22 protein-coding genes and 1 tRNA gene are annotated in these 23,568 nt (G+C 73.8%); 14 read left to right on the forward strand and 9 right to left on the reverse strand.

The features are described 5' to 3' along the window. Window positions 1-121: 121 nt before the first annotated feature. The 5 genes from ACSUPT_RS17590 to ACSUPT_RS17610 all read right to left on the reverse strand — a co-directional run bounded on the left by ACSUPT_RS17590 (window position 122) and on the right by ACSUPT_RS17610 (window position 6,955). Window positions 122-1,174 carry a 2-oxoacid:ferredoxin oxidoreductase subunit beta gene (locus tag ACSUPT_RS17590; RefSeq protein ID WP_351963251.1) on the reverse strand — a complete coding sequence of 351 codons (1,053 nt, stop codon included), beginning with the start codon at window positions 1,172-1,174 and terminating at the stop codon, window positions 122-124. Continuing rightward, complete coding sequence (locus tag ACSUPT_RS17595) at window positions 1,164-3,218, reverse strand: 2-oxoacid:acceptor oxidoreductase subunit alpha (RefSeq protein WP_436944898.1); 2,055 nt, start codon at window positions 3,216-3,218, stop codon at window positions 1,164-1,166. The genes ACSUPT_RS17590 and ACSUPT_RS17595 overlap by 11 nt, the downstream gene beginning before the upstream one ends. Before the next feature lie 319 nt (window positions 3,219-3,537). Continuing rightward, on the reverse strand, window positions 3,538-4,209 hold the full coding sequence (locus tag ACSUPT_RS17600) for a response regulator transcription factor (RefSeq protein WP_361658294.1): 672 nt from the start codon (window positions 4,207-4,209) through the stop codon (window positions 3,538-3,540). Window positions 4,210-4,317: 108 nt separating this feature from the next. Further along, on the reverse strand, window positions 4,318-5,643 hold the full coding sequence (locus tag ACSUPT_RS17605) for a sensor histidine kinase (protein ID WP_436944900.1): 1,326 nt from the start codon (window positions 5,641-5,643) through the stop codon (window positions 4,318-4,320). Between the two features lie 202 nt (window positions 5,644-5,845). After that, on the reverse strand, window positions 5,846-6,955 hold the full coding sequence (locus ACSUPT_RS17610; RefSeq protein WP_361658297.1) for a sensor histidine kinase: 1,110 nt from the start codon (window positions 6,953-6,955) through the stop codon (window positions 5,846-5,848). Window positions 6,956-7,230: 275 nt separating this feature from the next. On the opposite strand from ACSUPT_RS17610, the gene ACSUPT_RS17615 reads away from it, so the two are divergent. From ACSUPT_RS17615 to ACSUPT_RS17675, 13 genes are all read left to right on the forward strand, one after another. After that, window positions 7,231-7,623 carry an NADH-quinone oxidoreductase subunit A gene (locus ACSUPT_RS17615; protein WP_351963254.1) on the forward strand — a complete coding sequence of 131 codons (393 nt, stop codon included), beginning with the start codon at window positions 7,231-7,233 and terminating at the stop codon, window positions 7,621-7,623. Next, window positions 7,614-8,267, forward strand: a complete 654-nt coding sequence (locus tag ACSUPT_RS17620; RefSeq protein WP_361658125.1) for an NADH-quinone oxidoreductase subunit B — start codon at window positions 7,614-7,616, stop codon at window positions 8,265-8,267. Before ACSUPT_RS17615 ends, ACSUPT_RS17620 begins: the two co-directional genes overlap by 10 nt. After that, window positions 8,264-9,616, forward strand: a complete 1,353-nt coding sequence (locus tag ACSUPT_RS17625; protein ID WP_436944903.1) for an NADH-quinone oxidoreductase subunit C — start codon at window positions 8,264-8,266, stop codon at window positions 9,614-9,616. The genes ACSUPT_RS17620 and ACSUPT_RS17625 overlap by 4 nt, the downstream gene beginning before the upstream one ends. Beyond that, window positions 9,613-10,581 carry a complex I subunit 1/NuoH family protein gene (locus ACSUPT_RS17630; protein ID WP_436944904.1) on the forward strand — a complete coding sequence of 323 codons (969 nt, stop codon included), beginning with the start codon at window positions 9,613-9,615 and terminating at the stop codon, window positions 10,579-10,581. The genes ACSUPT_RS17625 and ACSUPT_RS17630 overlap by 4 nt, the downstream gene beginning before the upstream one ends. Next, complete coding sequence (locus tag ACSUPT_RS17635; RefSeq protein WP_361658131.1) at window positions 10,581-11,264, forward strand: NuoI/complex I 23 kDa subunit family protein; 684 nt, start codon at window positions 10,581-10,583, stop codon at window positions 11,262-11,264. The genes ACSUPT_RS17630 and ACSUPT_RS17635 overlap by 1 nt, the downstream gene beginning before the upstream one ends. Next, window positions 11,261-11,920 (forward strand): NADH-quinone oxidoreductase subunit J family protein, encoded by a 660-nt coding sequence (locus ACSUPT_RS17640; RefSeq protein ID WP_436944906.1) that lies wholly within the window; start codon window positions 11,261-11,263, stop codon window positions 11,918-11,920. The genes ACSUPT_RS17635 and ACSUPT_RS17640 overlap by 4 nt, the downstream gene beginning before the upstream one ends. Further along, window positions 11,920-12,333, forward strand: a complete 414-nt coding sequence (gene nuoK, locus ACSUPT_RS17645; RefSeq protein ID WP_351963260.1) for an NADH-quinone oxidoreductase subunit NuoK — start codon at window positions 11,920-11,922, stop codon at window positions 12,331-12,333. The genes ACSUPT_RS17640 and nuoK overlap by 1 nt, the downstream gene beginning before the upstream one ends. Continuing rightward, entirely contained in the window at window positions 12,330-14,321 is a 1,992-nt protein-coding gene (locus ACSUPT_RS17650) for an NADH-quinone oxidoreductase subunit 5 family protein (RefSeq protein ID WP_361658140.1), read from the forward strand. The genes nuoK and ACSUPT_RS17650 overlap by 4 nt, the downstream gene beginning before the upstream one ends. Window positions 14,322-14,348: 27 nt before the next feature. Next, window positions 14,349-15,902 carry an NADH-quinone oxidoreductase subunit M gene (locus ACSUPT_RS17655; protein ID WP_436946227.1) on the forward strand — a complete coding sequence of 518 codons (1,554 nt, stop codon included), beginning with the start codon at window positions 14,349-14,351 and terminating at the stop codon, window positions 15,900-15,902. Between the two features lie 29 nt (window positions 15,903-15,931). After that, window positions 15,932-17,524, forward strand: coding sequence for an NADH-quinone oxidoreductase subunit N (locus ACSUPT_RS17660; RefSeq protein ID WP_436946228.1), 1,593 nt, complete (start codon window positions 15,932-15,934; stop codon window positions 17,522-17,524). Between the two features lie 232 nt (window positions 17,525-17,756). Beyond that, window positions 17,757-18,620, forward strand: a complete 864-nt coding sequence (gene htpX, locus ACSUPT_RS17665) for a zinc metalloprotease HtpX (RefSeq protein WP_351963262.1) — start codon at window positions 17,757-17,759, stop codon at window positions 18,618-18,620. Next, the gene (locus ACSUPT_RS17670) at window positions 18,617-19,012 is read left to right on the forward strand and encodes a YccF domain-containing protein (protein ID WP_361658143.1); all 396 of its coding nucleotides are present in this window, start codon (window positions 18,617-18,619) and stop codon (window positions 19,010-19,012) included. The genes htpX and ACSUPT_RS17670 overlap by 4 nt, the downstream gene beginning before the upstream one ends. A 49-nt stretch (window positions 19,013-19,061) precedes the next feature. Beyond that, window positions 19,062-19,628, forward strand: coding sequence for an SMI1/KNR4 family protein (locus ACSUPT_RS17675; RefSeq protein ID WP_436944909.1), 567 nt, complete (start codon window positions 19,062-19,064; stop codon window positions 19,626-19,628). Window positions 19,629-19,816: 188 nt separating this feature from the next. Here the strand turns inward: ACSUPT_RS17675 and ACSUPT_RS17680 are convergent, their stop codons facing one another. From ACSUPT_RS17680 to ACSUPT_RS17695, 4 genes are all read right to left on the reverse strand, one after another. Further along, window positions 19,817-21,070 (reverse strand): APC family permease, encoded by a 1,254-nt coding sequence (locus ACSUPT_RS17680; protein WP_361658149.1) that lies wholly within the window; start codon window positions 21,068-21,070, stop codon window positions 19,817-19,819. Window positions 21,071-21,154: 84 nt separating this feature from the next. After that, window positions 21,155-21,832: an alpha-ketoglutarate-dependent dioxygenase AlkB family protein gene (locus ACSUPT_RS17685; RefSeq protein WP_436944911.1), complete on the reverse strand. Its 678-nt coding sequence runs from the start codon at window positions 21,830-21,832 to the stop codon at window positions 21,155-21,157. Beyond that, complete coding sequence (locus ACSUPT_RS17690) at window positions 21,829-22,329, reverse strand: methylated-DNA--[protein]-cysteine S-methyltransferase (RefSeq protein ID WP_436944912.1); 501 nt, start codon at window positions 22,327-22,329, stop codon at window positions 21,829-21,831. The genes ACSUPT_RS17685 and ACSUPT_RS17690 overlap by 4 nt, the downstream gene beginning before the upstream one ends. 128 nt (window positions 22,330-22,457) lie before the next feature. Next, window positions 22,458-22,946: a YajQ family cyclic di-GMP-binding protein gene (locus ACSUPT_RS17695; protein ID WP_351963268.1), complete on the reverse strand. Its 489-nt coding sequence runs from the start codon at window positions 22,944-22,946 to the stop codon at window positions 22,458-22,460. A gap of 191 nt (window positions 22,947-23,137) precedes the next feature. Here ACSUPT_RS17695 and ACSUPT_RS17700 point away from each other — a divergent pair. Beyond that, a tRNA-Tyr gene (locus ACSUPT_RS17700) sits at window positions 23,138-23,219 on the forward strand. The last annotated feature ends 349 nt before the right edge of the window (window positions 23,220-23,568 follow it).

The raw sequence follows: 23,568 nt of genomic DNA on the forward strand, positions 1-23,568 counted from the left end.
TGCGCGTATCGCCATACGGTCATGACGCGTCCGTCACGGGAGCCACCCGGCGGCAAAAGGCCCGGTCCCGGACCCGCGCGGGGTTCCGGGACCGGGCCTCGCCGGGAGGGCCGCGTACGGGTCAGCCGACGACCGTCCAGGTGTCGCCGCCCGCGAGCAGGGCCGCCAGGTCGCCCTTGCCGCGCTGCTCCACGGCCGTGTCGAGCTGCTCGGACATGAGCGTGTCGTAGACGGGCCGCTCCACGCTGCGGAAGACGCCGATCGGCGTGTGGTGCAGCGTGTCCGGGTCGGCCAGCCGGGACAGCGCGAACGCCGTCGTCGGCGAGGCGGCGTGCGCGTCGTGCACCAGCACCCGCGCCTCGTTCTCCGGGGTCACGGCGACCACCTGGAGGTCGCCCGTCGCCGGGTCGCGCACGACGCCCTTCGAGCCGTCGGCGCCGAAGCGGATCGGCGCGCCGTGCTCCAGCCGGATCACCGCGCTCTCCGCCTGCTCCTTGTCCTTCAGGATGTCGAAGGCGCCGTCGTTGAAGATGTTGCAGTTCTGGTAGATCTCCACCAGCGCCGTACCGGGGTGGTCGGCGGCCTGGCGCAGCACCTCGGTGAGGTGCTTGCGGTCCGAGTCCACGGTCCGCGCGACGAAGCTCGCCTCGGCACCCAGCGCCAGCGACACCGGGTTGAACGGGGCGTCCAGCGACCCCATCGGCGTCGACTTGGTGATCTTGCCGACTTCGGAGGTGGGGGAGTACTGGCCCTTCGTCAGCCCGTAGATCCGGTTGTTGAACAGCAGGATCTTCAGGTTCACATTGCGCCGCAGCGCGTGGATCAGGTGGTTGCCGCCGATGGACAGCGCGTCGCCGTCACCGGTGACCACCCACACCGACAGATCGCGCCGGGACGCGGCGAGACCCGTCGCGATGGCCGGGGCGCGGCCGTGGATGGAGTGCATCCCGTAGGTGTTCATGTAGTACGGGAAGCGCGAGGAGCAGCCGATGCCGGAGACGAAGACGATGTTCTCCTTCGCCAGGCCGAGCTCGGGCATGAAGCCCTGCACGGCGGCGAGGATCGCGTAGTCGCCGCAGCCCGGGCACCAGCGGACCTCCTGGTCCGACTTGAAGTCCTTCATGGACTGCTTGCCCTCGGCCTTGGGCACCAGGGTCAGGGCTTCACCGGGCATCGATGGCCTCCTTGAGAGCCGCGGCCAGCCGCTCCGCCTTGAACGGCATGCCGTTGACCTGCGTGTGGCTGCGCGCGTCGACGAGGTACTTCGCGCGGATCATCAGGGCGAGCTGCCCCAGGTTCATCTCCGGGACGACGACGGTCTCGTACCGCCTCAGGACCTCGCCCAGGTTCGCCGGGAACGGGTTCAGATGCCGCAGATGGGCCTGCGCGATCGCGTCGCCGCCCGCGCGCAGCCGGCGTACGGCGGCGGTGATCGGCCCGTAGGTGGAGCCCCAGCCCAGCACCAGCGTGCGCGCCGAGCCGCTCGGGTCGTCCACCTCCAGGTCCGGGACGTCGATCCCGTCGACCTTGGCCTGCCGGGTGCGGACCATGAAGTCGTGGTTGGCCGGGTCGTACGAGATGTTGCCCGTGCCGTCCTGCTTCTCGATGCCACCGATCCGGTGCTCCAGGCCGGGCGTGCCGGGCACCGCCCAGGGCCGCGCCAGGGTCCGCGGGTCGCGCTTGTACGGCCAGAAGACCTCCGTGCCGTCCTCCAGCGTGTGGTTCGGGCCCGTCGCGAAGGTGACGCCCAGGTCGGGCAGGTCCTCCAGGTCCGGGATCCGCCACGGCTCGGAGCCGTTCGCCAGGTACCCGTCCGACAGCAGGAACACCGGCGTCCGGTAGGCGAGCGCGATCCGCGCGGCCTCCAGGGCGGCGTCGAAGCAGTCCGCCGGGGTGCGCGGCGCGACGACCGGCACCGGCGCCTCGCCGTTGCGCCCGTACATCGCCTGGAGCAGGTCGGCCTGCTCCGTCTTGGTCGGCAGGCCCGTGGAGGGGCCGCCGCGCTGGATGTCCACGATCAGCAGCGGCAGCTCCAGGGAGACCGCGAGGCCGATCGTCTCGGACTTCAGCGCCACACCGGGACCCGAGGTGGTCGTCACCGCCAGCGCGCCGCCGAACGCCGCGCCCAGCGCCGCGCCGATCCCCGCGATCTCGTCCTCCGCCTGGAAGGTCCGCACCCCGAAGTTCTTGTGCTTCGACAGCTCGTGCAGGATGTCCGACGCCGGCGTGATCGGGTACGAGCCGAGGAACAGCGGCAGGTCCGCCTGGTGCGCGGCCGCGATCAGCCCGTACGACAGGGCCAGGTTCCCGGAGATGTTCCGGTACGTGCCGGGCGGGAACGCGGCGGTGGCCGGGGCGACCTCGTACGAGACCGCGAAGTCCTCCGTCGTCTCGCCGAAGTTCCAGCCCGCGCGGAACGCGGCGACATTGGCCTCCGCGATCTCCGGCTTCCTGGCGAACTTGCGCCGCAGGAACTGCTCGGTGCCCTCGGTCGGCCGGTGGTACATCCACGACAGCAGGCCGAGCGCGAACATGTTCTTCGACCGCTCCGCCTCCTTGCGGGACAGGCCGAAGTCCTTCAGCGCCTCGATGGTGAGGGTGGTCAGCGGCACGCGGTGGACGCGGTAGCCGTCCAGCGAGCCGTCCTCCAGCGGCGACGTCTCGTAGCCGACCTTCGCCATGGCGCGCTTGGCGAACTCGTCCGTGTTGACGATGATCTCGCCGCCGCGCGGTACGTCCCCGATGTTCGCCTTCAGGGCGGCCGGGTTCATCGCGACCAGCACGTTCGGCGCGTCGCCCGGGGTGAGGATGTCGTGGTCCGCGAAATGCAGCTGGAACGACGACACACCCGGCAGGGTCCCGGCGGGCGCCCGGATCTCCGCGGGGAAGTTCGGCAGCGTCGACAGATCGTTGCCGAACGACGCCGTCTCCGACGTGAAGCGGTCGCCCGTGAGCTGCATGCCGTCACCCGAGTCACCCGCGAAGCGGATGATCACCCGGTCCAGACGGCGGATCTCCTTCTCGGGGACGCGCTGCGCGGGGGCGCCGTGCGGCCCGGCGGCCTCCGCCGCCCCGGCCTCCGGCACCGACGCGTGCCTCTCCCCGTCGCGCTGTTCTCCGACGGCGGCCTCGTCGGCCCCCGGGGCCTCCACGGCCCCACGGGTCCCGCGCGCCGCCTCGCCTGTCTGCTCGGCCGGGCTACTGACCTGGCTGGTCACTGAACTGGACCTCCCTCGAGACAAGGGGTCTCCCCGCCGTCGGCGGGAGAACGCTCGGTAGACAGCCGGACGACCGGCCGTCCCAAGGCCCACCCTACGTCGGTAAGGGTTCCCTTCCTTGGACAGCTCGCATATTGGACGCCCTGATGAGACGCCCCGTTGTCCTGGATCATCATGCTTCGTCCCCCTGTGTTCCACCGGAACGGCACTCCCCGAGCCCGGTCTTTGGTCCTAGGCCCTCCCGGGGGCGGCACACCGGCACCGGCCTTCCCGTGAGCCCGCGGCGGCGGGGGCGGCCGGCCGCGGGGACGCCGGCGGATCAGGAGTTCAGGTACGTCAGCACGGCGAGCACCCGGCGGTGGTCGCCCTCGCTCGGGGACAGCCCCAGCTTCAGGAAGATGTTGCTGACGTGCTTCTCCACCGCCCCGTCGCTCACCACCAGCTGCCGCGCGATCGCCGAGTTCGTCCTGCCCTCCGCCATCAGACCGAGGACCTCCCGCTCGCGCGGCGTCAGCCCCGCCAGCACGTCCTGGCGGCGGCTGCGCCCCAGCAGCTGCGCCACCACCTCGGGGTCCAGCGCCGTCCCGCCCCGCGCGACCCGCACGACGGCGTCCACGAAGTCCCGCACGTCCGCGACGCGGTCCTTCAGCAGGTAGCCGACGCCCCGGCTGCTGCCGGCCAGCAGCTCCGTCGCGTACCGCTCCTCGACGTACTGCGACAGCACCAGCACCCCGACGCCCGGATGGTCCCTGCGCAGCCGCACGGCGGCCCTGACGCCCTCGTCCGTGTGGGTGGGCGGCATCCGCACGTCCGCCACGACCACGTCCGGCGGGGCGGCGTCGGCGGCGAGCACGTCCACCGTCTTCAGCAGGGCGTCCGCGTCCCCCACCCCGGCGACGACCTCGTGCCCGCGGTCGGTCAGCAGCCGGGTCAGCCCCTCCCTGAGCAGTACGGAATCCTCCGCGATGACCACCCGCACCCTGTCGTCCACGGCCCTGCGACCCCCCATGTCCCGATCCGGCTCGGACGGCGGAGCCCCGCCGTCGCCACCAGCATCCCAGCATCGCGGGCCGCGCGGGCGGACACGGGCCAAGTGTGATCAGGCCCGCCAGGGCAGCTCGGCGGCGACCGTCGTCGGCCCGCCGTCGGGGGAGTGGACGGCGAGGACCCCGTCGACGGCGTCGAGGCGTTCGGCCAGACCGGCGAGGCCCGTGCCGCGCGCGGGGTCCGCGCCGCCGTGTCCGTCGTCGGCGACCTGGATGAGGAGGCGGTCGCCGGTGCGCCACACGTCGACGGTGGCGCGGGTGGCGCGGGCGTGCTTGGAGACGTTCTGCAGCAGCTCCGAGACGGTGAAGTACGCGATGCCCTCGATCGCGGCGGCCGGCCGCGACGGCAGGTCCACGCTCACCGCGACCGGCACGGCGCACCGCGACGCGACGGCGGACAGCGCCGCGTCCAGGCCCCGGTCCGTGAGGATCGCCGGGTGGATGCCGCGCGCGAGGTCGCGCAGCTCCTGCAGGGCGAGCTTCACCTCGTCGTGGGCCTCCTCCACCATCCGCGCGGCGGCGTCCGGGTCCTCGGCGGCCTTCTCCTTGGCCAAGCCCAGGTCCATGGCGAGGGCGACCAGCCGGGCCTGCGCCCCGTCGTGCAGGTCCCGCTCGATGCGGCGCAGGTCCGCCGCGGCCGCGTCCACCACGACGCCCCGGTCCGACTCCAGCTCCACCACCCGCGTGGCCAGCCGCGAGGGGCCCAGCAGGCCCCGCACCATGGCCCGGTCCACGGCCGCGAGGCCCCGCACCAGCGCCGCCGCCGGGTACAGCAGCAGCACCCCCGCCAGCGCGGTCAGCGCCAGCTCGCCGGCCGAGTCCAGCACGTAGCTGTGCGCCCCGTCCCCGTACAGCTGGATGCCGTGCACACCGGCGTGCACGGGCAGCGCCCACTGCCACAGCGGATACGTGGCCAGGCCCCACGCCAGGCTCCAGAACGTCACCGCCAGCGAGAACGCCAGCACCGCCCACGGCATGTGCAGCAGCGCGTACAGCAGGTGCCGCCAGGACGCGCCGCTCTTGAGGAGCGCCCACATCGCGCCCGTCAGCCCGGAGCCCGGCTCGGCGCGCGCCGGATCGGGCGCCCCGACCCGCACGCCCAGGAAGGCCCGCGCCCTGGCCCGTTCGACGGTGCCGATCCCCCGGCACATCGCCAGCCCCAGGGCCAGGACGGGGATGCCGACGAACGTGACGACGAGGCCGGCGCCGACCGAGAGGGCCGTCACCGACAGCACGAAGTACACGACGCTCAGCGGCATGCCGAGGACCAGATGGCCGAACTCCCGCCATGTCCGCCCGGCCAGCGGGACGGCCAGCCGGGCGAGGGGGCGCGGGACACGACGCGGACGGCCGGAGTCGAGGCCGTGGGTCAGGGCCATGGCAGGGTTTCCGTTTCTGCTCGGTGAGGCGCGCGGCCCCGGAGGGTCCGGGGGCGGCCGGGGCGTCGGGTGGCGTACGGGGCGGCGGGGCGTAGGGGGTGTCGGGCGGCGTACGGGGACGGCGGGGCGTCGGGGGGTGTCCGGCGGCGTACGGGGGCTCAGCGCGCCGGACCGGGGGCTTCAGCGCCGTACCCGGGGGCTTTCAGCGCCGTACCGGGGTGCGGCTGCGCCAGGGCAGTTCGGCGGTCGCCGTCGTCGGGCCGCCGGGCGGCGAGTACACGTCGAACAACCCGTCCACGGCGTCGAGGCGCTCCGCCAGCCCGGCGAGGCCCGTGCCGTGCGCCGGGTCGGCGCCGCCGCACCCGTCGTCGGTGACCTGGATGAGCAGCCGGTCGCCGTTGCGCCACACGTCGACCGTGGCGCGGGTGGCGCGGGCGTGCTTCGAGACGTTCTGCAGCAGCTCCGAGACGGTGAAGTACGCGATGCCCTCCGTCGCCTCGGCCGGCCGCTCCGGGAGGTCCACCGTCACCGTCACCGGGACCGTGCAGCGCGACGCGACGGCGGACAGCGCCGCGTCCAGGCCCCGGTCCGTGAGCACGGCCGGGTGGATGCCGCGCGCCAGGTTCCGCAGCTCCTGCAGGGCGAGCTTCACCTCCCCGTGGGCCTCCTCCACCATCCGCGCGGCGGCGTCCGGGTCCTCGGCCGCCTTCTCCTTCGCGAGGCCGAGCCCCATCGCCAGCGCCACCAGCCGGGCCTGCGCCCCGTCGTGCAGGTCCCGCTCGATGCGGCGCAGGTCCGCCGCCGCCGCGTCCACCACGACGCCCCGGTCCGACTCCAGCTCGGCGACCCGCCGCTCCAGCTCGTCCGAGGGACCCAGCAGCCCCCGCACCATGGCCCGGTCGGCGTTGGCCATCGCCCGGACCAGGTACGGCAGCGCCGGCCACAGCGCCACCAGCGCGACCAGCGTCACCGCGAACGTCAGCACCCCCCACGGCAGCCGCACGAACCCGTACAGCACCGTCCGCCACGCCACCGGGTCCCGCAGCGCCGTCCACACCGCGCCCACCGCGCCGCCGCCCGGCCGGTGCGGCAGCCGGCTCGGCTCGTCGACCCGCACGCCCAGCAGCCCGCGCGCCCGCGCCCGCTCCGCCCGCCCCACCAGCCGCGCCCCCGCCAGCCCGGCCGCCAGCAGCGGCAGTCCGACGACCGTCACGGAGAGGGCGACACCGACGGCCACCGCGACCGTCACATAGACGAACGCGAGGAGGGACAATGGCAGGTTCGCCAGCAGATGGGCGACCTCCTTCCACATGGCCGCCCCGAACCCGACGCGGCCCGCGGACGCCGCCGTGCGGGAGGAGGAGGCCGGGCCCGGCCGGTCGCTGTACGTGGTCATGGCGCCAAGCCTGCCGGTCCGTGACCCGGCGGCGCCATGGGGTACATGGGTGGCGCCCGGTGGGGATAACCCCACCCCCGGGCCGGGCACGGCTGATTACCCGGCCTTTGCCAGGGCCTAGACTCCCGTGCGTACAGATCGCCGGATCGCCGGACCGGCGCCCGCGGGGGCAGGAAGAGAGAGGGACGGACGTGCCGGAACAGACCGGACTCGCGGCCGACTACTTCCAGAGCTACTCGGCCGTCGGACTCCTCGCCGTGCTCGGCGTGCTCTTCGTCGCGGTCGCGTTCGCCGCCGGGCGGCTGCTGCGGCCCGTCGTGCCGACGCCGGAGAAGCTCCTGACGTACGAGTGCGGCGTCGACCCGGTGGGGGAGGGCTGGGCCCACACCCAGGTCCGCTACTACGTCTACGCCTTCCTCTACGTCATCTTCGCGGTCGACTCGATCTTCCTCTTCCCGTGGGCGACCGTCTTCGCCGAGGCGGGGTACGGGGCGACCACGCTGGTCGAGATGTTCATCTTCCTCGGCTTCCTGGCCGTGGGACTGCTCTACGCGTACAAGAAGGGCGTCCTGACATGGACGTGACTCCGTCCCAGCCGGTGCCGCTGCCCGATCCGGTACGGCCGTCCGAGCAGGCGCCGGTACCGGTGCCGCTGCCCGAGCCGCAGAAGCTGGGCCTCCTGTCCCGGCTCGCGCCCGAGCCGATGAAGGTGGTCCTCAACTGGGGCCGCCGCTACAGCCTGTGGGTCTTCAACTTCGGGCTCGCCTGCTGCGCCATCGAGTTCATCGCCGCGTCGATGGCCCGCCACGACTTCATCCGGCTCGGCGTGATCCCCTTCGCGCCCGGCCCGCGCCAGGCCGACCTGATGGTCGTGTCCGGCACGGTCACCGACAAGATGGCGCCCGCGGTGAAGCGGCTGTACGAGCAGATGCCCGAACCGAAGTACGTGATCTCCTTCGGCGCCTGCTCCAACTGCGGCGGGCCCTACTGGGACTCGTACTCCGTCACCAAGGGCGTCGACCAGATCATCCCCGTCGACGTGTACGTCCCGGGCTGCCCGCCCCGGCCCGAGGCGCTCCTCCAGGGCATCCTGAAGCTCCAGGAGAAGATCGCCCGCGAGTCCCTGCACGAGCGGTACGGGAACGGCGCCACGTCCAGGCCCTCCGCCACCGCGCTGCGCAGCGGCCTCGTCACCCCGCCGCCCGCTCCGGGAGGCGATCCACGGTGACCACCCGCGACACCCACGCGCGCACGAGCGCGTACGACCCGGAGGCGTTCGACCGCCTCCCCGACGGGGCCGCCGACCTCTTCGGCGCCGACGCCACCGCCGGGCACGCGTACGACCTCCTGACCGTCGACGTGCCCGCCGCCTCCTGGATCACCGCGCTGGAGACCGCGCGCGACACCCTGGGCTGCACCTACTTCGACTGGCTGAGCGCCGTGGACGAGCCCGGCACGGGCTTCCACGTCTGCGCCCATGTCGCGTCCCTGGAGGGCGGCCGTGTGCGCCGCCTCCTGCTGCGGACGACGGTCCCGCACGACACCGCCGTCCTGCCGACGGCCGTGGGCGTGTACGCGGGCGCCGCCTGGCACGAGCGGGAGACCGCCGAGATGTTCGGCGTGGTCTTCGAGGGCCACCCCAACCCGGCGCACCTGCTGCTCCCCGACAACTTCGAGGGCCACCCGCTGCGCAAGGACTTCGTGCTGGCCGCCCGCGTCGCCAAGGCGTGGCCGGGCGCCAAGGAGCCGGGCGAGTCGGAGCACGGCGGCCCGAAGCGGCGCCAGATGCTGCCGCCCGGCGTGCCCGACCCGAACGACTGGGGCCCGCTGAAGGGCCAGCTCCCGCCCGCCCCGGCCCGCCCGGCGCGTGCGGGACGCGCGGGTGCGGCGGGTGCCGGTGGCGCCGGTGGTGCAGTCGAGCGCCCGCGCCGGACCCGTACGGCGAGCCAGGGCTCGGCCAGCCAGACGGCGCCCGCCCCCACCGAGCCCCCGGCCACCGGTACGGCTCCCGCCGCCGGTACGGCCGCCGCCGGTGCGGCTCCGGAGGCTCCCGCCGCCGGGGCGGCGGCTGCCGGGACCCCGGACACCGGGGCGGCTCCGGGTGCGGGGACGCCGCGCCCGCGCCGTACCCGTACGGCGGGCGAGGGTTCGGCCACCCAGCGCCGCAGCCGTTCCGCGGGCGAGGGCTCGGCCTCCCAGCGCGAGGCCGCCGCCCCGCCGGAGGCACCGGCACCCGGGCGGCCCGCCCCGGCGGCGCCTCCGCGCACCCGCAGCGCGGACGCCCCGTGGAACAACCCGCGCCCGGCCTTCGACGACCCCGCCGAGCCCACGGAGCCCGCCGAGCCCGCAGGGCCTTCGGAGCCCGCCGCGCCTGCGGAGGCCGCCGCGCCTTCGGAGCCCGCAGGGCCTTCGGAGCCCGCCGCGCCTGCGGAGCCCGCGGAGCCCGCCGCGCCTGCGGAACCCGCAGGGCCCGCCGGCCCCCGGGCCCGGAAGCCCCGAGACGCCCAAGGCCCCGAAGGAACCCGAGGCCCCGAAGGAACCGAAGGAACCGAAGGAACCGAAGGAGACGACGCGTGAACGACGTACTCGACGTCGCCCTCCGCCTGGTCGTCGTCTTCGCCGTGTTCCTGGTCCTGCCCCTCGTCGTGGGCCAGACCGAGCACAAGGTGATGGCGCACATGCAGGGCCGCCTGGGCCCCATGTACGCGGGCGGCTTCCACGGCTGGGCGCAGCTCGTCGCGGACGGCGTGAAGTTCGCGCAGAAGGAGGACGTGGTCCCGGCCAACGCCGACCGCCGCATCTTCCAGCTCGCCCCGGCCGTCGCCCTCCTCCCGTACCTCCTCGTCCTCGTCGCCATCCCGATCGGCCCCGGTGAGGGCGCGGTCGGCGTGGTGGTCGACGCGGGCATCTTCTTCGTCCTCGCCGTCATGGGCGTGGGCGTGCTCGGCTCGCTGATGGCGGGCTGGGCGTCCGCGAACAAGTTCTCCCTGCTGGGCGGCCTGCGCACCGCCGCGCAGCTGCTCGCGTACGAGCTGCCGATGCTGCTGGCCGCCGCGTCCGTCGCGATGGCGGCCGGCACCGTGTCGCTGCCGGGCATCCTCGACGCGTTCGAGTGGTGGTGGCTGCCCTGGCAGATCGTCGGCGCGCTGGTGTTCTTCGTCGCGGGCCTCGCCGAGCTGCAGCGCCCGCCGTTCGACATGCCGGTCGCCGACTCGGAGATCATCTTCGGCGCGTACACCGAGTACACCGGACTGCGCTTCGCCCTGTTCCTGCTTGCCGAGTACGCGGGCATCGTCGTGCTGTGCGGTCTGACCACCGTCCTGTTCCTGGGCGGCTGGCACGGCCCGTTCGGCGCCGACGGCCTGGGCTGGGTGTGGACGCTGCTGAAGACGGCCGTGCTCGCCTTCGTCGTGATCTGGCTGCGCGTGAGCTACCCGCGGCTGCGCGAGGACCAGCTGCAGAAGCTCGCCTGGACCACGCTCGTGCCGCTCGCCCTCGCCCAGATCGCCCTCACCGGCTTCGTCAAGGTGGTGATCCAGTAATGCCTCCGATCCCCGGCTCCGGTCTCGCCAAGGGCCTGGCCGTCACGCTGCGGACGATGACGAAGCGGAGCCACACCGCGCAGTACCCCGACGTGCAGCCCGAGCTCCCGCCCCGCACCCGAGGCGTGATCGGCCTGTTCGAGGAGAACTGCACGGTCTGCATGCTCTGCGCCCGCGAGTGCCCCGACTGGTGCATCTACATCGACTCCCACAAGGAGACGGTGCCGCCCGCCGCGCCCGGCGGCCGCGAGCGCAGCCGCAACGTCCTCGACCGCTTCGCCATCGACTTCGCCCTCTGCATGTACTGCGGTATCTGCATCGAGGTGTGCCCCTTCGACGCGCTGTTCTGGTCGCCGGAGTTCGAGTACGCGGAGACCGACATCCGCGACCTCACGCACGAGCGGGACAAGCTCCGCGAGTGGATGTGGACCGTCCCGGAGCCGCCCGCCCTGGACCCGGGCGCGGAGGAGCCGAAGGAACTGGCCGCCGCCCGCAAGACGGCCGACAAGCTCGCCGCCCAGCGCGCCGCCGAACAGGCAGCCGCCGAGCAAGCCGCCGCCGAGCAGTCCGCCCCCGAGCAGTCCGCCCCCGGAGAGGCGGCGCCCGGACAGTCCGCCCCCGGAGAGGCGGCGTCCGGCCGGCCCGCCAACCCGCCCGCCGACAGCGAGGGAGACACCGCATGACGCCCGCCACGGCGCCCGCCCTGTCGCACCTCGCCGCACCCGGCTTCCTCTCGCCCACCGGCACGGAGATCGCGTTCCTCCTCGTCGGCGTCGTCACCCTCGCCGCCGCCGTCGTCACCGTGACCACCCGCCAGCTGGTCCACGCCGCCCTCTGGCTGGTCGTCGCCCTCGGCGGGATCGCCGTCGAGTACCTGCTGCTCACCGCCGAGTTCATCGCCTGGGTGCAGGTCCTCATCTACGTCGGCTCCGTCGTCGTCCTCCTCCTCTTCGGCCTCATGCTCACCAAGGCGCCCATCGGCCGCTCCCCGGACGCGGACTCGGGCAACCGGCCCGCCGCGCTCGTCGTGGCCGTCGCCGCCGCGGCCGCCCTCGTGTGGGTCGTCGTGGACGCCTTCCGCACGACCTGGATCGACCTCGACGGTCCCGCCCAGGGCACCACCCGCGTCTCCGGCGAGATGCTCTTCCGGAACTGGGTCCTCCCCTTCGAGGCGCTCTCCGTCCTCCTCCTCGCCGCGCTCGTCGGCGCGATCGTCCTGTCCCGCAAGGCCGACCCGGCCGACGAGGCCGACACGCCCGGCAGGGCCGGCGCCGCCGCCACGGGCAACGGGGCCGGCGGCGGCAAGAAGGCCGGCACGGACACGGAGGGCACCCGCTGATGCACCTCGCCTACCCGGCGGTCCTCGCCGTGCTCCTCTTCTGCACCGGCCTGTACGGCGTCCTCGCCCGCCGCAACGCCATCCTCGTCCTGATGTCCGTCGAGCTGATGCTCAACGCCGTCAACCTCAACCTCGTCGCCTTCGACGTCTGGCTCCGCGACACCCTCCACGCCGGCCAGGCGCTGACCCTCTTCACCATCGCCATCGCCGCCGCCGAGATCGGCATCGGCCTCGCGATCGTGCTGATGGTGTACCGGAACCGGGGCACCGCCGACATCGACCGGCTCCGCGACAACACCGAGCCCCCCGGCGGCGGCCCGGACCCCGACACCGACGAGGCCCCCGACGACCGGGCGGACGACCGGGCCGCCCACGAGCAGACGACCGGCAAGAAGGCTGAGGCCACCGCGTGACCACCACGACCCTCGCCGTCCTCGTCCCCCTCCTCCCGTTCCTGGGCGCCGCCGCCGGCCTCCTCACCGGCCGCACCGCGCCCGGCTTCGTGCGCCCCCTCGCCGTCCTGCCGACGCTCGCCGCGCTCGTCCTCGCCGTCCTCGTCGCCGTACGGCAGGGCGGCGGGAAGGCCGTCGACGCCGCGACCCAGCTCACCCCGACCGGCTCCGTCCCGATCGAGCTGGCCCTCCACATCGACGGGTTCGCCGCCCTCACCGCCGTACTCGTCGGCGTCGTCGCCACCTGCGTGCAGATCTACTCCACCGGCTATCTGCGCGACGACCCCCGCTACCCCTCGTACGCGGCGCTCGTCTCCCTCTTCACCTCCGCGATGCTGCTCGTCGTCTACTCCGGCGACCTGATGGTGCTGCTGGTCGGCTGGGAGGTCATGGGCATCTGCTCGTACTTCCTCGTCGGCCACTACTGGGAGACCCCCGAGGCGCGGGCCGCCTCCCTGAAGGCGTTCCTCGTCACCAAGCTCGGCGACGTCCCGTTCCTCATCGGCCTGTTCGCGCTGGCCGCCGACGCCGGCACCTTCCGGATCACCGGTGTCCTCGGCTCCGTCGCGGCGGGCGGCCTCGACCACCCGACCGTCGTGGCGCTGCTGCTCCTCGCCGGGGTCGCGGGCAAGTCCGCCCAGTTCCCGCTGCACACCTGGCTCCCCGACGCGATGGCCGGCCCCACGCCGGTCTCCGCGCTCATCCACGCCGCGACGATGGTCGCCGCCGGTGTCTACTTCATCGCGCGCCTCCTCCCCGTCTTCGCCGCCTCCGCCGCGGCGATGACCGTCCTCGCCGTGATGGCCGCGCTCACCATGGTCGGCTCGGCCCTCGCCGCGCTCGCCCAGGACGACATCAAGCGCGTCCTCGCCTACTCGACCATCGGCCAGCTCGGCTACATGTCCGGCGCTCTCGCCGTCGGCGACCGCGGCGCCGCCGTCTTCCACCTCCTGTCGCACGGCGCGTTCAAGGCGCTGCTGTTCCTCGCCGCCGGCGTGATCATCCACGCCGCCGGCACCAACTCGCTCGCCGCCATGTCCCGTATGAGCGGCCTCGCCCGGCGCATCCCCGACGCGTACTGGACGATGACGGTCGCCCTCCTCGCGCTCGCCGCCATCCCCCCGTTCGCCGGCTTCTTCTCCAAGGAAGCCGTCCTCGTCGCCGCCGAGCACACCGCCCTCGGCGACCGGGACGTCGCCCCGGCCGGCGCCGGCTGGATCGTCCTCGCCGCCGGACTGGCCACGGCCCTCCTCACCGCCGCCTACGCGGCCCGCCTGTGGCTGCTCGCCTTCCACGGCAAGGGCGCCGAGGCCCCCGACCACGGCCGGCAGCCCGCCGCCATGAACGCCGTCCTGTGGGTGCTCGCCGTGCCCTCCCTCGCGTTCGGCCTGACCGTCACCTCCCTCGACGACTGGTTCGACGGCAACGCCCTCACCCCGACCACCACCACCGCGGTCCTCGGCACGGGCCTCGCCCTCATCGGCGGCCTGGTCACCTACGCCGCCTGGCGCCGGGCCACCGCCCGCGCCGCGCACGTACCGATCGGTGCCGTCGCCGCCCACCCCGAAGCCGAACCGGCCGTCTCCGAGGCCGAGGCCATCGCCACCCACACCCCGGCGTACGGCTCCATCGCCTCCGCGCCCGACCCGGCCGACCCGGGACGGCTCCTCCTCGGCCCGCTCCACCGGCACGCCGCCACCGGCTTCCACCTGGACGCCGTCTACACCGCCCTGTTCGTCCGCCCGGTCCGCGCCGCGGCCTCACTGGTCCGGTTCCTCGACCGGGAGGTCGTCGAGACGTACGTCCGCGGGGCGGGCACCACGACCGGCCTGCTCGGCGCCGCCGTGCGCCGCGCCCAGACCGGCAATGTGCAGACCTACCTCAGCGTCCTGCTCGCCGGTTCCGTCGTCCTGGCGGTCGCCGCCGTCCTCGTCGCCGCCGGAGCGTGAGCCGTGATCGATATCAGCGAATCCGTGATGCAGTTCCTTCTCGCGTTCATCGTCGCCGGCCCGCTCATCGGCGCCGCGGCGGCCCTCCTGCCCGCCCCGCCCGGGCTGAAGGGGAAGTCGCCCGACCAGGCCGTGCTCCGCCACGGCATGACCGTGACCGGCGCGGTCCTCGCCGCCGCCATCGCGCTCACCCTGGGCTTCGACCACGACCAGCCGTCGAGGATGCAGGCCACGACGGACATCAGCTGGATCCCCGCACTCGACGTGCGCATCCACCTCGGTGTCGACGGCATCTCACTCCCCCTCCTGGTCCTGACCGCGCTGCTGACCTTCCTCTGCGCGCTGTACAGCTACTTCAAGCGGCCCGCCGGCCCCTCCGCCAAGGGCTTCGTCGCGCTGCTCCTCGTCCTCGAGTCCGGCACGCTCGCGACCTTCGCCGTCCTCGACCTGCTGCTGTTCTTCCTGGCCTTCGAGATGGTGCTCATCCCGATGTACTTCCTGATCGCCCGGTGGGGCGGCGAGGGGCGGCAGGCCGCCGCCTGGAAGTTCATCCTCTTCACCCTCCTCGGCTCGGTCGTGATGCTGCTCGGCCTCCTCCTCGTCGGGCTGAAGGCCGGCACCTTCGACATGGTGGCACTCGCCACTGACAACGGCCGTGACCTCAGCACATCACTGCAGGTCATCGCGGTTCTGGCGATCGGGATCGGGTTGGCCGTGAAGACCCCGATGTGGCCGCTGCACAGCTGGCTGCCCGACGCCCACACGGCCGCCCCGACCGTCGGCTCGGTGCTCCTCGCCGGCGTCCTGCTCAAGATGGGCACGTATGGATTCGTCCGGATCGTCCTGCCGATCGCCCCCGAGGGCATGCACGTCTTCGCCCCGTACCTCGCCGCCTTCGCGGTCGCCGGGATCATCTACGGCTCCCTGGCCTGCCTCGCCCTCGCCCGGTCCGGCGCCAGGGGCGACCTGAAGCGCCTGATCGCCTACTCCTCCGTCGGCCACATGGGCTTCGTCCTCCTCGGCATCGCCTCCATGACCCCGACCGGAGTCAACGGCGCCCTCTTCGCCAACATCGCCCACGGCCTGATCACCGGCCTCCTCTTCTTCCTCGTCGGCGCGATCAAGGACCGGTACGGGACGGCCGACCTCGACACCCTCGCCGGCGCGACCGGCGCGGCCCTGTACGGCCGCGCCCCCCGCCTCGGCGGCCTCCTCGCCTTCGGCGCCGTCGCCTCCCTCGGCCTGCCGGGGCTGGCCGGGTTCTGGGGCGAGATGCTCGCCATGTTCGGCGCGTTCCAGCCCGCCGAGGGCCTCAGCCGCCCCGCGTTCCTCACCTACACGGCCGTCGCCTGCTTCGGCACGCTGCTCACCGCCGCGTACCTCCTGGTCGTCGTCCGCCGCGTCTGCATGGGCGCCAGGCCCGCCGCCGGCGAGCCGCCGATCGCCGACGTCCAGGCGTACGAGTTCGCCGCCTGGACCCCGCTCGCCGCCCTCACCGTCCTCGCCGGACTCTGGCCCGCGGTCCTCCTCGGCCTCACCGACCCGGCCGTGCAGCAGCTCCTCGCAGGAGGCAAGTCGTGACCGCCCCCGCCGTGACCGCCCCCACCGCCCTGGCAGCGGCGCCCGCCGACGGAGCCGCCCTGGCAGCGGCGCCCGCCGGCGGCGACCTCGTGCAGGCCGTCGACTGGGCCGCCGTCGCCCCGCCGACCATCGCCGCCGTCGTCGCCCTCGCCGTCCTCGTCGCCGACCTGTTCCTGCCCCCGGCCCGCAAGGCGCTGCTCGCCTGGACGGCCACGGCAGGCCTCGCCGCCGCGCTCCTGGCGCTGCTGCCGCTCCGCGCCGGGGACCGCGCCACGTTCTGCCTCACGCAGGACCCCGACGCCTGCAGCTACACCGCCGACCACTTCACCCTCGCCATCCAGCTCCTGGTCCTCGGCGGCGCCCTCCTCACCGCCCTGCTGTCCGTCACGGACACCAGGAAGGAGCTCCCGGCGGGCGAGTTCTGGTTCCTGCTGCTGTCCTCCGCCGCGGGCGCCGCCCTGCTGCCCGCCTCCCGCGACCTCGCCACCCTCGTCGTCGCCCTGGAGGTCGCGTCGCTGCCCGCCTTCGCGCTGGTCGGCCTCAAGCGCGGCGACCGCATGTCGGGCGAGGCGGCGCTGAAGTTCTTCCTGTCCTCCGTCACCGCGACCGCCGTCACCCTGCTCGGCGTCAGCTTCGTCTACGCCGCCACGGGCACCCTCCACCTCACGGAGATCGCCCAGCAGCTCGACGACGTCCCGGCCCAGCTCGGCACCCTCGCGAAGGCCGGCGTCGCCCTGACCCTCGTCGGCTTCGCCTTCAAGACGGCCGCCGCGCCCTTCCACTTCTGGGTGCCCGACACCTACGTCGGCGCGCCGCTGCCCGTCGCCGCGTACCTGTCCGTCGTCGGCAAGGCCGTGGGCTTCACCGGCCTGATCCTCGTGACCGTCGTCGCGTTCCCGTCGTACGCCGACGTGTGGGGCCCGGCCCTCGCCGTGCTCGCCGCGCTCACCATGACCGTCGGCAATGTCGCGGCCCTGCGGCAGGTCTCCACGCGCGCGCGAAGCGCCGTCCGCCTCCTGGCCTGGTCCTCCGTCGGCCAGGCGGGGTACCTGCTGGTGCCGGTCGCCGCCGCCGCGTACTCCAGCGACCTGCAGATCGGCGCCACCGTCGCGTACGCGCTGATGTACGCCGTGGTGAACCTGGGCGCCTTCGCCGTCGCCGCGCTCGTCGCCCGTACGCACCCGGAGAACCGGATCGCCGACTACCGGGGCCTGTACGCGACCCGGCCGGTCACCGCGCTCGCCATGGCGTTCTTCTTGCTGTGCCTGGCCGGCCTGCCGCCGGGCGTCATCGGCCTGTTCGCCAAGGTCGTCGTCTTCGCCTCCGCCGTCGACGCCGGTCTCGGCTGGCTCGCCGTCGTCATGGGCGTGAACGTGGTCGTCGCCCTGTACTACTACCTGCGCTGGACGGCCGTCCTCTTCCGCGCCCCTGCGGGCGCCCCGGCGAAGCATGCGGCGGAGAGCGCCGAGGGCGCGCCCGGAGGCGCTCCCGCGAGGGCCGCCGCACGCCGCCGGGCGCCCACCCCCGTGACGGTGGCCATCGCGGCGACCGCCGCCGTCGGCGTCCTGCTGTCGGGCTACCCGCAGTGGGTCCTCCGCTTCGCGGCGGCCACCCTCTTCTGACGGGCCGCCGCCGGACCCGCCTGCCGGTCCGGGCTCCCCGCCGGGGCCCGGACCGGCTTGCCGCGGCCTCGCCCGCCTTCCCTGCGCCTCACCCGTACGGCCCCGCGGCGCCCCGCGGCCCGGCGGGGAACCCGCCACTCCCGCCTGGCGTTGACCAGTACGGGAGGGTCCACTGGAGAGTGGAGCAACATCAGCGAAGGGTTCCCCTGCCGCACCACTTGGAGGGCGTACCGTGCACCGCCGGCACAACGGGCTCAGGACCGCCGTACTCCTCGGAGGACTGTCCGCGCTGATCATCCTGATCGGCGGCTTCTTCGGGCGCACAGGCCTGGTCGTCGCCGTCCTGGTCGCCCTCGGGACCAACGCGTACGCGTACTGGAACAGCGACAAGCTGGCGCTGCGCGCGATGCGGGCCCGCCCGGTCAGCGAGTTCGAGGCGCCGCAGCTGTACCGGATGGTCCGCGAACTGTCCACGCAGGCCCGGCAGCCGATGCCGCGCCTGTACATCTCGCCCACCCAGGCCCCCAACGCGTTCGCGACCGGCCGCAATCCGCGCAACGCCGCCGTGTGCTGCACGGAGGGCATCCTGCGGCTGCTCGACGAGCGGGAGCTGCGCGGCGTCATCGGACACGAGCTGAGCCATGTCTACAACCGGGACATCCTCATCTCGTCGGTCGCCGGCGCCCTCGCGTCCGTGATCGTGTTCCTGGTGAACTTCGCCTGGCTCATCCCGGTCGGCCGCTCGGACGACGAAGAGGGCCCCGGCCTCCTCGGCATGCTGCTGATCATGATCCTCGGCCCGATCGCCGCCTCCGTCATCCAGCTGTCGATCAGCCGCGCCCGCGAGTACGAGGCGGACGCCTCCGGCGCGCGGCTCACCGGCGATCCGCTGGCCCTCGCGAGCGCCCTGCGCAAGCTGGAGGCGGGCACCCGGCAGTTGCCGCTGCCGCCCGAGCCGCGCATCGAGACGGCCAGCCACATGATGATCGCCAACCCGTTCCGGCCGGGCCAGGGCATGGCCCGGATGTTCTCCACCCACCCGCCGATGGCGGAACGGATCGCCCGGCTCGAACAGATGGCAGGTCACCGCCCGTGAAGACGATCCTCAACATCATCTGGCTGATACTCGCCGGCCTGTGGCTGTTCCTCGGCTACCTGGTCGCCGGCGTCCTGCTCTGCGTGACCGTCATCGGCATCCCGTTCGGCCTGGCCGCCTTCCGCATCGGCGGCTACGCCCTCTGGCCCTTCGGCCGCAGGGTCGTGGACCGCCGCGGCGCGGGCGGCGCGTCCTTCGTCGGCAATGTGCTGTGGCTGCTCCTCGCCGGCTGGTGGCTGGCGCTCGGCCATGTCGTCACGGGCATCGCCCAGTGCCTCACGATCATCGGCATCCCGCTCGGCATCGCCAACTTCAAGCTGATCCCGGTGTCCCTGCTCCCGCTGGGCAAGGAGATCGTCCCCACCGACCAGCCCTTCACCAGCCGCTGGTAGTTGTCCACAGGCCCGGCCGGTTGTCGGTGGCGTGGCCCATGATGGACACATGACCGACTACGCAGAGCTACTTAGCCGTGTCGGGAAGGCCGCGTCCGCCACCCGCACCCGTCCCCTGGCCGGCAGGCCGCGCGGCGTCCCGCCGCCCGTCGCCCCGGCCGACGTCGAAGCCGCCGAGACCGCCCTGGGCTTCCGCCTGCCCCCACTGCTCGCGGCCGTCCACACGACGATCGGGGACGGTGACTTCGGCCCCGACTACGGCCTGTTCCCCCTGCGCGGCGCCGTCTCGCGGTACGAGGCGTTCCGGGCCCGCGGCGCGGGGGAGGAGCCGGATGACTGGCCGTGGCCGGAGGGCGTCCTGCCGGTCGCGGACCTGGGCTGCGCGATGCTCGCCTGCGTCGACTGCCGCTCGCCGGACGGCACGGTGCTGCTGTTCGAGCCCAACCCGGGCGATGCCGACCGCGCCTGGTACGTCCTGGCGCCGAGCCTCGCCGCGTGGCTCACGGCGTGGCTGGAGGGCACGGGCTGGTTCGCCGAGGACGAGGAGGACTTCACCGGGGGCGACCTGCCCCCGTGGCCGGACCACCGCGCGCGCTCGGCGGCCGTACGCATATGAGGGTGGCGGGACGACGCGGCCGCACGCCGCGCCCCCCCGCCCGCGACAGCCCGGCCGAACCGGCCCTGAGGACGGCCCCGACCCCTCGTACCGCTGCCCCAGGCCGGCCAGGAGAGCTCCGCTGCAGCGACCGCCACCCCGCTGCCGCAGGCCGGACGGGAGAGCACCGCGCACCGACCGCCACCCCGCTACCGCTCCAGCCCGTCTCCGTTCCCGGACCCGGCGCGCACGGCGTACAGCACGGCGCCCGCGGCGAGCACGCCCGCGCCCGCCAGGACCGACGACAGCGGCAGCGCGAAGGCCAGCGCCAGGCAGCCGGCCAGCCCGCAGGCCGCCAGGACCCGCACCGACGACAGCCGCGAGTCGAGCGTCCACGCCGAGGCGTTGGCGATCGCGTAGTACACCAGCACACCGAACGACGAGAAGCCGATCGCACCCCGCAGGTCGGCGGTGGCCGCCACCACCGCGACGACCAGCCCCACCACCAGCTCCGCGTGGTGCGGCACCCGGAAACGCGGGTGGACGGCGGCGAGCGTACGAGGCAGATGGCCGTCCCGCGCCATCGCGAGCGTCGTCCGCGACACGCCCAGGATCAGCGCCAGCAGCGAACCGAGCGCCGCCACCGCGGCACCCGCCCGCACCACCGGGACCATCCCGTCGGCCCCGGCCGCCCGCATCGCCTCGGCGAGCGGCGCCGCGGCCCCGCCCAGCCGCCCGGAGCCCAGCACCGACAGAACGGAGACCGCCACGCACACGTACACGACCAGCGCGATACCCAGCGCCAGCGGAATCGCCCGCGGGATCGTCCGCTCCGGGTCCCGGACCTCCTCGCCGAGCGTGGCGATCCGGGCGTACCCGGCGAACGCGAAGAACAGCAGCCCCGCCGCCTGCAGCACCCCGCCCGGCGAGGCGTCACCGCCGAGCCCCAGCCGCCCGGCGTCCGCCGCACCCGACCCGAGGGAGGACACCACCACGGCCGCCAGCACCGCCAGGACCACCGCCACGATCGACCGCGTCACCAGCGCCGACTTCTGCACCCCGCCGTAGTTCACCGCCGTCAGCGCCACCACGGCGGCCACCGCCACCGCGTGCGCCTGCTCCGGCCACACGTACACGCCCACGGTCAGCGCCATCGCCGCGCACGAAGCGGTCTTGCCGACGACGAACGCCCAGCCCGCCAGATACCCCCAGAAGGGACCCAGCCGCTCACGCCCGTACACATAGGTGCCGCCCGACGCCGGATAGCGCGCGGCCAGCCGCGCCGACGCCATCGCGTTGCAGTACGCGACGCCGCCCGCCAGCGCCAGCCCCACCAGGAGCCAGCTCCCGGCGGCCGCGGCGGCGGGACCGAGCGCCGCGAAGATGCCGGCGCCCACCATCGAGCCCAGCCCGATCACGACCGCGTCGAACAGCCCGAGCGACCGCCGCAAAGTCTCTGCCATGCGCGGCACCCTACTCAGCCCCGCGGCCCCCACCCGCACCACGAGCCCCGCGCCGCCTGCACGCCCACGCCACCCCGACAGGAGTCACCCCGTGACCGACCCGCCCCCACCGAGCCCGGTCTCCCGCAGCGTGATGTTCAGCCGCCCGGCGCGCAGCCCCACCGCGGGATCGCCGGTGTCCGGATACACCTTCGGCACACCGTGGTAGGCGAAGCGCGACGGCCCGCCGAAGACGAACAGGTCACCCGACTCCAGCCGCACGTCCGTGTACGGCCGGCCCCGCCCCTCGGTGTTGCCGAAGCGGAAGAGGCAGGCGTCCCCGATGCTCAGCGACACCACGGGAGCGCCCGACCGCTCCTCGCGGTCCTGGTGCATGCCCATGCGGGCGTCCCCGTCGTAGAAGTTGACCAGCGCCGCGTCGGGCCGGTAGCCGCCGTCCTGCCCGTACGCGGCGGTGACGGCCTCCCGGCCGAGGTTGCCGAGCCAGTCGGGGAAGGGCGCGACGGGCGCCCCGTTCACATCGTCGGCGGTCCGCGAGTACCGGTACGGCAGCCAGTGCCAGCCCAGGCACACGGTCCGCACCGACATCACCCCGCCGCCCGGCAGCACCGTGCGGCGGATCGGCACCGGCCCGCGCGCCCACGCCCGGCACGCCTCGACCAGCTCCCGCTGCCGCTCCAGGCCCAGCCAGCCCGGCACGTGCACCGCCCCGGGCGCGACCTCGGCCCGCCCGCGGCCCAGCGGGAACAGCGCGTCCGTCACCGTACGAGCGCACCCTCCAGGCCGAGCAGCAGCTCCTTGCGCTCCGGCCCCGCCGCGTACCCCCGCAGCGTCCCGTCCGCCCCGATCACCCGATGGCACGGCCGCACGACCAGCAGAGGGTTGCGTCCGATGGCGGTCCCCACGGCCCGCACGCCCGCGCCGGACACCCCGACGCGCGCCGCGATCTCCCCGTACGTGGCGGTGGCGCCGTATGGGATCTCCTCCAGCGCCTGCCACACCCGCCGCTGGAACGGCGTCCCCGCGCCCTGCGCCAGCGGCAGGTCGAATGCCCGCAGACGCCCGGCGAAGTAGCCGTCCAGCTGCTCGGCGACGCGGGTGAACGCCCCGGGCGCGTGCCGCCATCCGTCCCGCACGGCGACCGCGCCCTTCTGCCCGGGCAGCGAAAGCGACGCCAACGCCGCGGACCCGTCCGGGGTCTCCTCGCCCACCACCAACATGCTGCCCAGCGGCCCGTCGAGCCGCGCGTACACCGTCATGCCCCCAGTCTGGCCCCGTCGCCCACCCACCGCTGGCGGAAATCCGACACGAGGGCACCGACGGACAAAGCGGGGGCGGGCCGGTCCCCGGACCGCCCCGCCCCCGCCAAGTTCGCCGACCGGCCAGGTCAGCGGTAGTTCACGAACTGCAGCGCGAAGTCGAAGTCCTTGCCCTTCAGCAGCGCGATCACGGCCTGCAGGTCGTCCCGGCTCTTGGAGCTGACCCGCAGCTCCTCGCCCTGCACCTGCGCCTTGACACCCTTCGGGCCCTCATCGCGGATGATCTTGGCGACCTTCTTGGCGTTCTCCTGGGAGATGCCCTCCTGGATCGTCGCGAAGATCTTGTACTCCTTGCCGGACAGCTGCGGCTCGCCGGCGTCCAGCGCCTTCAGCGAGATGCCGCGCTTCACCAGCTTGGACTGGAAGACGTCGAGGATCGCGTTGACCCGCTCCTCGGAGTTCGCCTGCATCAGGATCTTGTCGCCGGACCAGGAGATCGACGCCCCGACGTTCTTGAAGTCGTAGCGCTGGGAGATCTCCTTCGCCGCCTGGTTGAGGGCGTTGTCGACCTCCTGCCGCTCGACCTTCGAGACGATGTCGAAACTGGAGTCGGCCATGTCCTGTGGCTCCTTGCCTCGGGTGGTGGGTGAGCGGCGGCCCAGCGCCGACCGCCACCCCAAGCCTAGCCACCCCCGCCTACCCCCAGGGCTGATCAAATCCGGTGGCGAACCACCCCCTGGGATCAGGTATTGTTTACGTCGTTGCCAGCGAGCACCGCCGAAAGGAGGCGCTCAAGGTGACATCCCATGGCGGTGTGCCCGAGTGGCCAATGGGAGCGGACTGTAAATCCGTCGGCTTAGCCTACCCAGGTTCGAATCCTGGCGCCGCCACGCGATGCGAACGGCCCCTGAACTGCGGAAACGCAGGACAGGGGCCGTTCCGCTGCGTCAGCAGGGCAGGCCTGGCCCGGCTCGCCAGGGCGTCTGGGCGAGATGAGCGCGCGGACTCCCGGCCCGCCCCTGCCGGCCACGGCAGGGACACCGCTACGGTGCTGCCCCAACCAAGCGAAGCCCGTCACGACGCCGCCACCCCCTGAGGAACCACCGCGCACCCGGCCGCCAATCCGCGACCCCACCCCGGACCTCAGCCGCCCTGAGCGGCACGTGACGAAGGTCATACACCCCTCGCCTGGCTCGGCCCTCCGGGCCTCACCTGAACCGACAGTCCCTCAGGCGCCCC

The sequence above is a fragment of the Streptomyces sp. SudanB25_2051 genome (assembly GCF_964272635.1).
In the GTDB taxonomy this organism is placed as follows: Bacteria; Actinomycetota; Actinomycetes; order Streptomycetales; family Streptomycetaceae; genus Streptomyces.

Coding starts and splice junctions, on each gene's coding strand:
- ACSUPT_RS17590 (WP_351963251.1), bottom strand. CDS start 1,174: ATGCCCGGTGAAGCCCTGACCCTGGTGCCCAAGGCCGAGGGCAAGCAG.
- ACSUPT_RS17605 (WP_436944900.1), bottom strand. CDS start 5,643: ATGGCCCTGACCCACGGCCTCGACTCCGGCCGTCCGCGTCGTGTCCCG.
- ACSUPT_RS17610 (WP_361658297.1), bottom strand. CDS start 6,955: ATGTGGAAGGAGGTCGCCCATCTGCTGGCGAACCTGCCATTGTCCCTC.
- ACSUPT_RS17620 (WP_361658125.1), top strand. CDS start 7,614: ATGGACGTGACTCCGTCCCAGCCGGTGCCGCTGCCCGATCCGGTACGG.
- ACSUPT_RS17635 (WP_361658131.1), top strand. CDS start 10,581: ATGCCTCCGATCCCCGGCTCCGGTCTCGCCAAGGGCCTGGCCGTCACG.
- ACSUPT_RS17640 (WP_436944906.1), top strand. CDS start 11,261: ATGACGCCCGCCACGGCGCCCGCCCTGTCGCACCTCGCCGCACCCGGC.
- nuoK (WP_351963260.1), top strand. CDS start 11,920: ATGCACCTCGCCTACCCGGCGGTCCTCGCCGTGCTCCTCTTCTGCACC.
- ACSUPT_RS17655 (WP_436946227.1), top strand. CDS start 14,349: ATGCAGTTCCTTCTCGCGTTCATCGTCGCCGGCCCGCTCATCGGCGCC.
- ACSUPT_RS17675 (WP_436944909.1), top strand. CDS start 19,062: ATGACCGACTACGCAGAGCTACTTAGCCGTGTCGGGAAGGCCGCGTCC.
- ACSUPT_RS17680 (WP_361658149.1), bottom strand. CDS start 21,070: ATGGCAGAGACTTTGCGGCGGTCGCTCGGGCTGTTCGACGCGGTCGTG.
- ACSUPT_RS17690 (WP_436944912.1), bottom strand. CDS start 22,329: ATGACGGTGTACGCGCGGCTCGACGGGCCGCTGGGCAGCATGTTGGTG.
- ACSUPT_RS17695 (WP_351963268.1), bottom strand. CDS start 22,946: ATGGCCGACTCCAGTTTCGACATCGTCTCGAAGGTCGAGCGGCAGGAG.